The 12,344-nt window shown below is 63.7% G+C and carries 11 protein-coding genes; 6 read left to right on the forward strand and 5 right to left on the reverse strand.

Translation table 11 applies throughout. The features are described from left to right. Nucleotides 1-8 precede the first annotated feature (8 nt). Nucleotides 9-740: an adenylate/guanylate cyclase domain-containing protein gene (locus FEF26_RS10480; RefSeq protein ID WP_138253490.1), complete on the reverse strand. Its 732-nt coding sequence runs from the start codon at nt 738-740 to the stop codon at nt 9-11. Nucleotides 741-747: 7 nt separating this feature from the next. After that, nucleotides 748-1,344, reverse strand: a complete 597-nt coding sequence (locus FEF26_RS10485) for a Pycsar system effector family protein (protein WP_481850148.1) — start codon at nt 1,342-1,344, stop codon at nt 748-750. Between the two features lie 503 nt (nt 1,345-1,847). Here FEF26_RS10485 and FEF26_RS10490 point away from each other — a divergent pair. The 3 genes from FEF26_RS10490 to FEF26_RS10500 are packed head-to-tail and all read left to right on the forward strand — an operon-like array spanning nt 1,848 to nt 7,997. Next, nucleotides 1,848-3,083: a DUF6361 family protein gene (locus FEF26_RS10490; protein WP_138253492.1), complete on the forward strand. Its 1,236-nt coding sequence runs from the start codon at nt 1,848-1,850 to the stop codon at nt 3,081-3,083. Beyond that, on the forward strand, nt 3,076-4,896 hold the full coding sequence (locus FEF26_RS10495; RefSeq protein ID WP_138253493.1) for a phospholipase D family protein: 1,821 nt from the start codon (nt 3,076-3,078) through the stop codon (nt 4,894-4,896). Before FEF26_RS10490 ends, FEF26_RS10495 begins: the two co-directional genes overlap by 8 nt. After that, nucleotides 4,893-7,997 (forward strand): helicase-related protein, encoded by a 3,105-nt coding sequence (locus tag FEF26_RS10500; protein ID WP_138253494.1) that lies wholly within the window; start codon nt 4,893-4,895, stop codon nt 7,995-7,997. Before FEF26_RS10495 ends, FEF26_RS10500 begins: the two co-directional genes overlap by 4 nt. Nucleotides 7,998-8,172: 175 nt before the next feature. Here FEF26_RS10500 and FEF26_RS10505 read toward each other — a convergent pair whose 3' ends face one another. Both FEF26_RS10505 and FEF26_RS10510 read right to left on the reverse strand, forming a co-directional pair. After that, entirely contained in the window at nt 8,173-8,796 is a 624-nt protein-coding gene (locus tag FEF26_RS10505; protein ID WP_138253495.1) for a flavin reductase family protein, read from the reverse strand. 77 nt (nt 8,797-8,873) lie between these two features. After that, a complete protein-coding gene (locus FEF26_RS10510; protein WP_138253496.1) occupies nt 8,874-9,785 on the reverse strand; it encodes a phosphotransferase in 912 nt (303 codons plus the stop codon). Between the two features lie 78 nt (nt 9,786-9,863). On the opposite strand from FEF26_RS10510, the gene FEF26_RS10515 reads away from it, so the two are divergent. Both FEF26_RS10515 and FEF26_RS10520 read left to right on the forward strand, forming a co-directional pair. Next, the gene (locus tag FEF26_RS10515; RefSeq protein ID WP_138253497.1) at nt 9,864-10,118 is read left to right on the forward strand and encodes a PspC domain-containing protein; all 255 of its coding nucleotides are present in this window, start codon (nt 9,864-9,866) and stop codon (nt 10,116-10,118) included. A 26-nt stretch (nt 10,119-10,144) separates the two neighbouring features. After that, a complete protein-coding gene (locus FEF26_RS10520) occupies nt 10,145-10,531 on the forward strand; it encodes a DoxX family protein (protein ID WP_138253498.1) in 387 nt (128 codons plus the stop codon). A 137-nt stretch (nt 10,532-10,668) separates the two neighbouring features. Here FEF26_RS10520 and FEF26_RS10525 read toward each other — a convergent pair whose 3' ends face one another. Continuing rightward, on the reverse strand, nt 10,669-11,211 hold the full coding sequence (locus FEF26_RS10525; protein WP_138253499.1) for an HdeD family acid-resistance protein: 543 nt from the start codon (nt 11,209-11,211) through the stop codon (nt 10,669-10,671). 359 nt (nt 11,212-11,570) lie between these two features. On the opposite strand from FEF26_RS10525, the gene FEF26_RS10530 reads away from it, so the two are divergent. Continuing rightward, nucleotides 11,571-12,323 (forward strand): ParA family protein, encoded by a 753-nt coding sequence (locus FEF26_RS10530; protein WP_138253500.1) that lies wholly within the window; start codon nt 11,571-11,573, stop codon nt 12,321-12,323. The last annotated feature ends 21 nt before the right edge of the window (nt 12,324-12,344 follow it).

Raw genomic sequence — 12,344 nt, forward strand, 5'->3', positions numbered from 1 at the left:
GCCGGATGTCAACTGAGGGAGCTGATCCACTCGTCCATCGGCGGGATGATGGGATTTCCCTGGTACACGGTTCCGATGCCGGACGTCCGCTGCGGTCGGAGTAGGCCTTGGTTGTTCTCGTTCAGGTTCGAGTAGAAGACGTCGCCGACGACGATCGGGCTCGATCCCCAACCGCGCCCCGCCAGGTGCGCCAGATGGGCTGCCCTGTTGACGACGTCGCCCATGTACACGACGTCGTTGATCGTGCTGCCGTTGTACCCCGCCTTGATCATGAGGACCCGCCCGTACTCGACGCCTATGCCGATGCTGAGTTGGGTGATCCCTTCCTTCTCGTAGTGGTGGTTGAGGAGCTTCAGGAGGGTATTGGCCTGCGCTGCGGTAGCGAACACATCGTCGATGTGGTTGACCTGCGTCGTCTTGTAGGAGGCCCACACGCAGTCGCCGACGATATTCACCTCGCGCACATTGGAGTCGGAATTTAGGACTGCGACCATTTCCGAGATGAACGACCGGTAGATCTTCGCAAGGACGGGCCTTTTGTGCTTCGACGTCAGGCCGGACGAGTCTCGGATGTCAATGAAGATCGCCGAGCACATGCCGTAGAAGCCGTTGGAGAACGTGAGCTTGTCCCGGTCAGGGAGCCCGTCTACCTCTTCGTACGCTCCCGCCGGCTGATCCAGGATCGCTTTGATCCGGGCCGAGCTGGCCGTCCAGTCATATGGTCTGTAGTTGCCGTCCATTTGCGTCCTAGCTGTTCGTGGTGCCGACAACGAGGGCCAGGACTGCGATCGCGGCTCCTGCGGCGAGAGCGCACCGGATGGCCCACTTTGCAGCGGTTACTTTTACCGTGGCAATCCGAGCATTGACATGTATCTGGTCAGCGAGATCTTTCGTCAGCTCAACAGGATCAGAGGTCAGTGTATGGAGCGCCTCGCTGTACTCCTGTCGCTTGCCCCTGAAATTTCGATCGATGCTGGCGAAGAAAAGCCTGTTGATCGTGTCCCGATCTGCATCCTTGTCCTTCACTCTCGGTGTTAGCGTCCATCCGCACATAGCGCCGGTGATGAGAAGCAAGAAGCAGGCGATGACAACGAGAGTGTCGAACAGCGCAGTCCGAGGAGTAAAGTCCTTTGCGAGGTTGAACGTCGTCGTTGCCATCACCCCAGTGAAGGCCAGCGTTACGCCGGCCTTTGCATCCGAGTGGCGAATCCACTCGTTCATCAATGCGAGTGTCTTCCATGCGTGGTCCGGGTTCGGTTCGGGCGAGCTGACGGGCGTGGGTGAGTCGTGTGGATGGCCCTCGGCGGCCCGTCGTCCACCGCGCCGGGACGGCATTCGAAACATGGTTCTAGGCTACTAAGGATGGCCCTGTGTGCCACGGGACTCATCGGTTGCACGCGTGCCTGATTCTGAGGTCCGCTGGTTGGCAGTCGCGAGTCTGAGCTTGAAGAGGTTTGCGCTGCTGCTCGACCCCCCTGGTTTAGTTCCTGAAGATGACTTGCCCCAGGCCCCTCGACCCTAGTGCCCATATTCAAAAGCCTCGGAGGTGGCTCCCCAAAGGACCCCTGAGCCGCTCATTGTGGTGGCCATTGTGGTGGCCATTTTGCTCCACATCCACCGCTTCCGACCGACGCTCGCCGACATGCGAAACTGTAAAATCCCAGGTCAGCCGACACCCATCGACACCGGCCGATTCCAGCAGAACCCACTCAGGGGATCTTTTAATCCGCTGGTCGCGGGTTCGAGTCCCGCAGGGCCCACCAAATCCTGGCTGCTCCCACCTCAGCCCCGCACCAGCGGGTGTCACACAGCCCCTCAGCACCTGGCCTCGGACTAAGGTGTCAGGGGTGAAGATCTCTTGGGTGGATGCCTCCGCGGCCGAGCAGCGACGCATGCATGAGCTGGCCGGACTCTTCACCGAGAAGGAGACCGTGGATGAGCTGGGGCTGGGCCCGGTGCGCGACACTCTCGGCAGCATCCTCTTCCCCGGCAGCTCCACTCTGCACACCCGGGCGCGCTATATGCTGCTGGTCCCCTGGCTACACCAGTTGGCCGGGGTCGACAGCTCTTCCCCCACCAGGTATCAGGCGGTACGCCGGGCAGAACGTCGGTTCATCGAGGCCGCCCGCGGCCTGCCGCCCGGCACTGATCTGGGCGGTCTCTTCGGCCGGCGCAATGCAGAGATCCAGCGGGGGGCCAGCGATGTCTATACCTGGCTGCTGATTCCCTACGGGATCATGTTCGACCCGGCCAGCCAGACCAGCCGCAGGCTGCTGCACCAAATGGGGTACGACGACGCCTCCTCAGCGCCGCTGATTCACCCCTCTCTGCCTGCCCCGCCGGAGGAGTTTCCGGTGCTACCCGGAGGGTTCGCGATGCCCCGCAGTGAGGCCCAATGGCTGCAGGAGCGGATGCTCTCCTCCGCGCCCGGAACTGTGGCTGCTCATTTCCTGCAGCACCGCCCGGCAGTCGACAGCCGGTACCCCTGGTCAGATCCTGCCGCTGCGATGATCAGCGGACAGGCCGCGGAGCATTTGCGTCTGGCTGAGGAGTTTGCCACGGGGATCCACGGAGCCCAGCTGCTCTACAACCTGCTGCTCTCCCGGCGGCAGCAGGAGATCTTCGCGGCCGCGGACAATGAGCAGGGACTGCGCGGTGATCCTGAGCGGTACCGGAACGAGCTCGCCCGCTGGGCCCAGGAATGTGCCGGCCTGGGGCACTGGCGCCTGGAGGAGATCCTCGCTCTGGTGGAGCAGACCCGGCGTCGCCCGCTGAGTCCCGGACTCAGCCGGTTTCTCCGGAAATGGGATCAGGCCCTGCAGCGCAGCAGCCCGGAAGGCATCACCCAGGACGCCAGCGCCCATGAGCTGATCAGCAGCAGGGAGAACACCCTCAAACGCAGCCAGTCCCGGTTCCACAACCGGAAGCTGCTGGCCGCCTGGGGCGGAGCCTCCGCGGCTGGCCGGCTGAATATGCGCTGGGGCTCCAGCGTCCGGCGCATCCTGCTGGACATCCACGAGGGTCTGGAACGGGCCGAGGGCCAGACGCTGAGCCCCCAGGAGCGGGTGACCGCCGATGCTTGAGCCCGCCAACCGTGCCGCACTCACCCAAGAGCTCGCCCCACCCCGCGGGTTCCGCCTGGCCCAGGCCGTGGGCACCACCTTCACCCTGGATCTCAATGCTGCCCTGGCCGTGCCGCTGGCTTTCTCAGGGTTCGGCGCCGACGAGGACCCGGACCAACCCGATGACTCGGACCAGCCCCAGGACCAGCGGACCAGCGTGATCGCGGCACTGATGAGTGTCGCCGAGAAGATCGATATCTTCGCCCAGGCCGGAGCCATAGGTGCCCGGCAGACCTCCGAGCTCTTCGAGCTGCTGGGCCCGATGATTCACCAGGTCTCCCCGCCCCGCGGCATGATCTTCCACCCCAAGGCCTGGTTGCTGGAGTTCGAGAACGACAACGGCGAGCGCGCCTACCGCCTGCTGTGCTCCAGCCGGAATCTCACCTTCGATCGGACCTGGGATGCGATGATCCGCTTAGACGGGGCGCCTGCCACCACGCCCGCTGCCGCTGAGCAGGCCGCCCGACGCAATGCCCCGCTGCTGGGCCTGCTGGAGCATATCTGCGCAGATGACATGCTGATGGGTACCCTCCCGGAGTCCCGGCGTCGTCGTGTGCTGGGTCTGGGGCAGCGGCTGCAGGGGGTGGACTGGGACCTGTCGCGGGATGTCCGGGAGCTGCGGTTCCAGGCCCACGGCGTGCCCGGCCTCAAAACTCCCGATCCTGAGCTTGAGGGTAGGGAGAGTCTGATCGTCTCTCCCTTCCTGACCTCTGAGGGGGTATCCCGCCTGGCTCGGCGCAGCGGCCGCGGGGAAGTCCACCTGGTCTCCCGGGCTGAATCCCTGGAGGCCGTAGGCTCCTCCGCATTGGAGGGGGTGAGCTGCTGGGTGCTGGATCCCTCTACAGCGGAGCAGGAGGAGGACGAGACCGGGCTCTCCGGTCTGCACGCAAAAATACTGGCGCTGTCCACCGGGCACCGGGGGCGTGTCCTGATCGGCTCAGCCAACGCCACCGGTCCCGGCTGGGACGGGAATGTGGAGCTGATGGTGGATGTGGAGTCCACTCGTCCGGAGTTCCGGCCGCCTGAGCTTCGCGAGTCCTTCCAGGCCATGCTGGTCAAATACACCCCGCAACAGGTGGAGCCGGATGAGGACCTCCAGACCGATGAACTGGAGAAGCTGCAGCGCGCCGCGCTGAGACTGGCCAGCGTCCCGGTGAGCGTCACCGTCTCAGGGGAGGGGCCCTTTCAGGTTCAGGTGGCCGCGGGTGAGCACACTCTGCCGAAGGGCATCGCCCGGGTGAGCTGGCATCTGCTGCTGGATAAGTCCCTAGGCGGGGAGGGCCTGCCCGTCGAACCCGCAGTGTTCGAGGAGGTCGATCTGCGCCGCATCAGCCCATTCATCCAGGTCACCGCGGAGGATGAGGCAGGCAGATCAGCCACCATGATCCTGCTGGCCGAGCTGCACGGCGACCCGCCTGATCGCCGGGAGGCTATCATCGCCGCACGCCTGGCGGACCCGGCGCGGCTGCTCCAGCTGATCATGCTGCTGCTGGAGCTCTCCTCCGACGGGCTCGAGACCCAGCTGCTGGCCCAGGAGGAGGACCCTGCGGCCGGATCCTCCCGCTGGGGCGCCGGGGGCCGGCAGTTCCCAGGACTGCTCGAGGCACTGCTGCGAGCCCTAGCCGCTGGGCCCGATGGCATGGCGGAGGTCCAACGGCTGCTGGAGTTCATCCGCCGGTCATCTGAAGCTGCGAACCTCCCCCAGGACTTCCTGCAACTCTGGGATGCGGCCTGGCAGGCTCACCGGATGGAGAACCTTGGGGAAGAGTTATGACCGGCTACCGTGCAGCCGAGCATCTGGCCGGGCTCAAGGACTTTCAGCGCAATGCGGTGGAGCATGTCATCGACCGGTTCTACGGGGCTGGCCGCCAGACCGGCAGCGGGCGCTTCCTGGTCGCGGATGAGACAGGGCTAGGCAAATCAGTGATCGCCCGCGGGGTGGTGGCCCGCACCATGGAGGAGCTCGCCGCCCAGGGCCGCAGCTCGGTGACGGTGCTCTACATCTGCTCGAATCTGGACCTGGCCCGGCAGAATCTTTCCCGCCTGGACATCACCGGAGGGAGGATCGCGCCCACGTCCACACGGCTGGCCGAGCTCGCCCGGTATCCGGAGCTGCTGCGGCAGTCCCATGACGTGGGTGGCACACAGCTGAACCTGGTCTCCTTCACCCCGGGGACATCGTTCCCGGAACGGGGCGGCCGGCGTAGCGGCAATGCTCGGGAGCGTGCCCTGATCACGGTGCTGCTGAACCAGATCACAGGGGCCGACGACGTCGAGGAACGCGCAGCCGCCCTGCTGATGCAGGGAGACGTCACCTCGGTGGAGCGCTTCGAGAACCGGATCCAGTGGTGCCGGCAGGAACTGGGCGAGGCCGGTCCCGACCGACTGATCACAGAGTCCTTCGCCCGCATCGCCGAGGAGTCTGGAGCCCTGGGGCACTTCCGCAGTATGCGCCAGAAGGCGCTGGGCGCCGAATCCCTCTCCCCGGAGTGGACGGAGGTCAACCGGCGGCTGGGTCTGATCTACGCCTTGCGCTCGGACCTGTCCCGGGCCGGGGCGGCCGCGATGACCCCGGACCTAGTGATCCTGGATGAGTTCCAACGGTTCCGGAAGCTGATGGCAGCCCCCGGCAGCCCGGAGGACTCCCCAGCCGCGGAGCTGGCGAGGAGCCTCTTTGGCCAGCGGGACTCGAAGCTCCTGCTGCTCTCCGCCACGCCGTACTCTCCCTATACGGCAGTGCAGGAGGCCGAGGACCACCACCAGGACTTCCTCACCGTGGTGGACTTTCTGGCCGGTCACAGTCAGCAGAAAGTCCAGGAGGTTCAGGGCTCGCTGGCGGAGTTCCGCCGGTCGCTGCACAGCGGAGATCCCAGCCGGCCCCAGCAGGCAGCCCAGTCGGTGCGCAGCTCCCTGTTGGAGGTGATGAGCCGGTCTGAGCGCCCTCCGCTGGATGAGCACCAGGACCTGGTCGACGTCGTGATTCCCTCGATCCCTGTGCCTGAGCCGCAGGACTTCGCCGACTGGGTGGTGATGCGCCGGATGGCTCGGCACCTGGGCAGCCACATCAGCTCTGCCTATTGGAAGTCGGTGCCGCATTTCAGCACCTTCATGAACGCCTACCAGATCGGGCGCAAGATCCGGGAACAGGTCGAGCAGAACCACACCGAGCTGCAGTCCATGCTGGTCCGCACCACCCGGATCACCTCGGAGATGGTGGAAGCGGGTGAGCACATCGATCTGGGCAGCGGATACCTGAGGCATCTGGCTGCTGAGACAGTGGATGCCGGCTGGTGGCGGATGCTCTGGCTGCCGCCCTCTATGCCCTATCTGAAGCATGGGGAGGTGTATCGGCCGCTGGCGGATCAGAGCCCCACCAAGCATCTGATCTTCTCTTCCTGGGCGGCGGTGCCGGCGGCGGTCTCTTCTCTGCTCAGCTATGAGGCCAACCGGAGAGTGAGCCAGGCCCTGCCCGGAGGCGATCAGCCGGCCAGCTATGGTGAGCGCCTGGCCGTCAGGGAGGATCCCGGCGGACGGCCGGCCTCCATGTCGGTGATGACTCTGTTCTGGCCGCACCCGCAGCTGGCCCGGGCAGGGGATCCGCGCCGACATGCTGATGCTCCGCTCTCAGCCCAGAGCCTGGTCAAGCGGGTGGCTGCGAAGCTGCAGCCACCCCGGCACGGCCGTTTCCGCCCTTCCGGCACACCTCAGCCGTGGAATGCCTTCTTCTCCCGCCCGGGTGCGGTGCCCCCTGGAGCCGATCCGTACCAGGTGCGGCAGCAGGCCGGAGAACGCGATGTCACCCGCACAGAGGCTTTCCGCCTGCACACTGAGGCTGCGCTCTCCCAGCCTGAGGACGAGGCCGCCTGGCATGAGATGCTGCCGCGGCTGGCGGCCTTCTCCCCGGGCTCCATCGCCTACCGATGCCTTCAACGCATCGCCCCGGAGCTTGATGAGGCGAGGATCTGGCATGCCGCCTGGGACCTGAGCCTGGAGCTGCGGGCCATGTTCAATCGTGAAGAGACCGCCCGGCTGCTGACTGCAGTGATGGGACGGAAGACCCCGCGGGAGCAGATCCTGGACTATATCGCCGACGGCGATCTGGAGGCGGTGCTGGATGAGTACCTCTTCCAGCTGGTGACCGAGCTGGGTGAGCCCACCACGGCGCAGGCGCTGAAACGGATCGTCGACCGCGCCGCCCAGGGGATGGCGATGCGCCCGGTGGCCCAGGTCGGACATGACTATACGGCCGCTGGGGATTCTCAGGTTCGGTTCGACGGCGTGCGGTTCGCCTCCCGGTACGGCACCGGGGCGCAGGTTGATTTCGACCAGTCCAGCCACCGGCAGGGGGAGGTGCGCACCTCCTTCAACTCACCATTCGCCCCGTTCGTGCTGGCCAGCACCTCGGCGGGGCAGGAGGGCATCGACTTCCACTGGTGGTGCCACCGCGTGGTGCATTGGAATCTGCCCTCTAACCCGGTGGACTTCGAGCAGCGAGAGGGGCGGGTCAACCGTTTCGCCGGCCATGCTGTGCGCCGCAATATCGCGCAGCACCACCGCCGGGAGGCTGCTGAGGCGGAGCACCGGCCCTGGCATGCGGCCTTCTCAGCCGCGGCGCAGAACAGCCAGGCACGCCAGCGCTACGGCTCCTTCTCACCGTGGTGGGTCTACCAGGGCGATGCCAGGATCCAGCGAGTGATCTACAGCTATCCGCACAGTGCGGAGCTGAGTCGGTACGAGCGTCTGCGAGAGACGCTCACCAATTACCGGCTGACCCTGGGCCAGCCCCGGCAGGAGGATCTGTTGGCCCTGATCAGGGCGTCCGGAGGAGAGTCGGGCCGGCTGACGACTATCGACCTGAGTCCGCCAGCCTGCTGAGCACGCCGTCGTCGTGCTTTCCAGGCGAAGGTGGGCCATTCTCCGCACCGGGCCCACCTTCATCCCGCGGCTACGAAGGAGTCCATGGATCCCAGAAGGTGTGTGTATTCCCGAGCGCGTTCTTGGTATGCCGAGCGCCAGGGAGGAGTCCTGGTGGTGACGTTCTGGCTGACCTCTAACTGGGACGAGGAAGGTCTCGGATGTTCTCTCTGCGGATCGTGAAGTAGGTAGAGGGTCCTCCGCCGCGCAGCATGGGCCGAGCGTCTGCCGTCTGGTAAATGCCGTCCTTGAGCAAAGACTGATGAATGTGCACCCCGACGACCTCGCCGAAGACCATGTGGGTCACAGTTTCTGCGCCATCAGAGCTCAGCAGGGGCAGGACTTGGGTGGTGCGGCACTCAAAGACTGTCTTGGATTCAGCCACATGAGGTACCGAGATGATGGTCGATGCAGCCGGGGTGACACCGGCGAGGGCAAATTCATCAACCCCAGCAGGTGCTTCCAAAGACGTTTGGTTCATTGCCTCGAAGAGGTCCTCGTCAGCGAGGTTCCAGCAGAACTCTCCGGTCATCTCAGCGTTGTGCAGAGTGTCTTTCTGCCCGTTGCTGGCGAAACCAATAATCGGCGGCGTGTAGTTGAAGGCGTTGAAAAAGCTGTACGGCGCCAGGTTAAGGACCCCATTCTTGCCCTGAGTGGAAATCCATCCAATGGGTCGCGGGGCGATGATCGAATTGAAGGGCGAATGGGCCAATCCATGCCCGGCAGCTGGTTCGTAGAAGTGCGTCTGAGCGGTGTCCATGGCGGGTCCTCCGATAATTGAGGTGCAGACCGCTTTCATGCGGCACCAGTGAGCATCTCACGAATGACTCTCGATGATCAGGGGAGCGGAGATCCGCAAATGGCCTCGTCCGACTGAATTCTGTGGAGCGACCGTAACCCCAGGTCACGCATGGTGGGATGAGAATCGCAGTAGTACCAGACCAGCCCCATCGCCTGTTGAAAAGCCCAGGCCGCTCCGCGCTGCCACTCCAGATCCGAACAGTTCAAGCTTGTTCGGAGTCTGGCTCGTAGTGGTTTGTCGAGCAGGTGCCACGCTGACACAAGGTCCAGAGCTGGGTCGGCAGGCCCAAATCCGCCCCCGTCGAGAAGTCCGCTCAGGCGACCTTTATCGAGAAGGATGTTGCCAGGAATTAGATCCCCGTGCGTCATCGCGTCTGGATACTCGTGTGGAAGCTCCCGAAACCGGTGCCACAGGCGGCGCAGGAGTGGAACGTCGAGCAGCTCTTGGCTCTTGTGGAAACAGGTATCCATCCATTCATCGTGAGCCTTGAGTTCTCCGCCGCGGCCGTTGCCGGAGAATTGGCGATCCTGGGTATCGGTCTGACGAAGTTCGTTGATAAGTACGGCAAGGTCGTCAGTGAACCTCTGTGACGTGGCCACATTGGTCGGAGTCGCGACCTGGCCGGAAATCCAGGTCTGAACCGACCATGGCAGTGGATAGTCAAGCCCGGGCTTGCCTAGCGCCACCACTGACGGCACGGACACCGATACTGAAGCGGCGAGTTCCTTGAGGGCCTTGGCTTCATATTGAACCACTTCTGCGACTTCACTTGGCTCCGCGAACCGCAGCGGAAAGCGGGCGACGAAGCGTTCGCCGATGCGGATGATCATGTTCGCGGTTCCGGCCACTTCGAGCCACTGCAGCGGTTGGTCACTCCACTTTGGGAACTGGCTGCGGATCAGGTTCGCGCCAGATTCAGGGGTGAGTCCGATGCTATTTTCGTGCACGTCCTCAGCCTATCCGTGATATGAGGAGCAGAACGGCCTACCTTGTAGCTCAGGGTTCTCGGGCGTAGTCTCAAACGCATGGAGCGATTCTTCAACATTATCCGGAGCAGCGGTTTCCGACGTGGCCCCGACCGGTTGCTGGCTGGTCTCGCCGGCAGTATTGCGCATCGACTGGGCGTCAACGTGTGGCTTGTTCGGCTCCTCGTGCTTATCTCATTTCTGCTCCCTGTCATCGGGCTGGGACTGTATCTCCTGCTGTGGGCGCTCACGCCATGGCAGGACGGCTCTATTCCGCTTGAACGGGTGCTCAACGGCCAGGGCGGTCCTCAGTAGTCTGCGCACAGAGATAGGCTGACGCCATGTCTTCTTGCGCACGCACCACCGGCCGAGTACTGCTGGGTTCAGCCCTGACATTCGCAGGTATTTCTCACCTTGCATGGGCTCGTGACGAGTTCCAGGCGCAGGTGCCTGAGTCTCTGCCCCTCGATCCGGATACCACTGTCTTAGCCTCTGGCGTGGCGGAAATCGCCCTTGGAGCGGCGCTGCTCGCATCACGGGAACACCGCCCGTTGGTGGGCAACCTCACCGGAGCGTTCTTCGCGGCCGTGTTCCCCGGAAACATCGCTCAGTACGTCAACAGGCGCGACGGCTTCGGGCTCGATACAGACCGCAAACGGCTCGTGCGACTATTCTTCCAGCCTGCGCTTATCGGTCTCGCCGTATGGTCAACCCGCCGCCCTTCCTGAACCACAACGTCGGTTCTGCCGAGCTCCAGCAAATGTTCGGCCAGAAGGCGGCCGCCGCGGTAGTCATCACACGTCACTGGGTCATGCCCGTCACTCCGATGTGAGGAGAGACGGCCGGGAAGTTTGGACGCTGCTGGTCAGTCCTTCTTTGTGACGGCTCGGACCACATTGAGTCCGCCGAGCACGACCAGCGAAATGCCCAGGAGCCACCAGAGAATCACAGTGCCCCACAGCGGGCTGCTCAGCAGTGTGACACCGGCGACCACGGAAATAATGGAGAACACGACCGTGAGCGCTTTCGAGCTGACCTGCCCAAGTGTGAATAGTGCAGTAACACCTTCGATGATCCACATGATGCCCACCATGATGGTCACGAAGACGGCGAGGAAAGCCGCTGACTCCTGTAACGAGATGAACGCATAAGCCCCAGCGAGCACATACAGCAGGCCGAGGACAGCGTGGCCGATGCGACCCCCGGCGCCGAGGTTCTTGGATAAGAAACCGATAGCCGCGTAGACAAGACCTGCGACTATCGCGTAGACAGCGATGACGGCGGTGAGCGCGACGGCGGCCCTGGTGGGCCAGGCGAGCACGGCTATGCCGAAACCGACGGCAGCGAGACCCACGATGAGTAGGGCGAGTCGGGCTCCCTTGGCTGGAATGGTACGGGTGGTTGACATGCGGATTCCTCAGCTGCTCGCTGTTCAGTTACGGGGTACATCCAGCCTATGCCCGATCCTGTTCGCAGGCCATAGAAGCGGTCCCAAGCCCTCAACGGCGTCGTCGCGATGATTGACGAAGAGGTGGACCAAGTACTGAGCATGGCCTCCCTGGCCCATCGCCTCGGTGTGAAGCCACCATCTCTATACAAGAATGTGGACGGGATGTCCGGAATTCACCGCGGCATCATGCTTCGGGCAAAAGCGGCTCGCGCAGGTTTTTGGGACAGGCTGCCATTGGTGGAAGAGACCCTGACTTGGGGCCTCACGATCCGTGAGAATTGTTAGCACCACACCGGCGCTGGCCGTAAGCTAAGGCCATGAAGGTCATTGCGGTGTACTCCACCAAGGGCGGCGCAGGCAAAACCTCAGCCGCAGTCAATCTGGCATGGGAAGCAAGCGCATCAGGTTCCGTGCTGCTCTGGGACTTAGATGCACAAGGTGCGAGCACCTTCCTTACCGGTGTGAAACCCAAACTCAAGGGAGGAGTGGCCAAGTTAGTCAAAGGCAGCAACTCCATTTCCGACGTCGTCCGGACCGCCAAATTCACCACAGCAGAAGGCCAGAGGGCCGTGCACGTCCTTCCCGCTGATGACTCCTACCGGGAACTCGAGCTCATGCTTGACTCCGCCAAAGGTTCCCGGCGACGAGTAGAAAAAGTCCTCAAGGATGCCTCCGGTGAGTACGACACCGTCATCCTGGACTGCCCACCCGGAGCATCACTAGTGGCGGAGAACGCTGTTCGCGCCGCAGACCTGATCGTCACACCGCTTCCGCCCGCCGCACTGTCGCTCCGGTCACTGGACCAGGTGCGGGAACTGGTTGCCGAGTCAGCGAAACCCGCGCCGATCCTGGCGTTTCTTTCTATGGTGGACCGCCGCAAAGCAACGCATCGCCGAGCAGCCGAGAAACTCTCCAACGAGGTCAAAGAGATTGTCGACGTCGTGGTGCCAGCAACAGTCGTAGTGGAACGTATGGGCGATGAACAGGCACCGGTCGGAACCTTTGCGCCGCGCCACCCAGCTGCGCAGGCATACAGGGAACTCTGGAGCCTGATCGCCGACCACGGATAGGCGCCATCGGGCACGGCCACC

The organism is Nesterenkonia salmonea, from assembly GCF_005771525.1.
GTDB classification, from domain to species: domain Bacteria; phylum Actinomycetota; class Actinomycetes; order Actinomycetales; family Micrococcaceae; genus Nesterenkonia; species Nesterenkonia salmonea.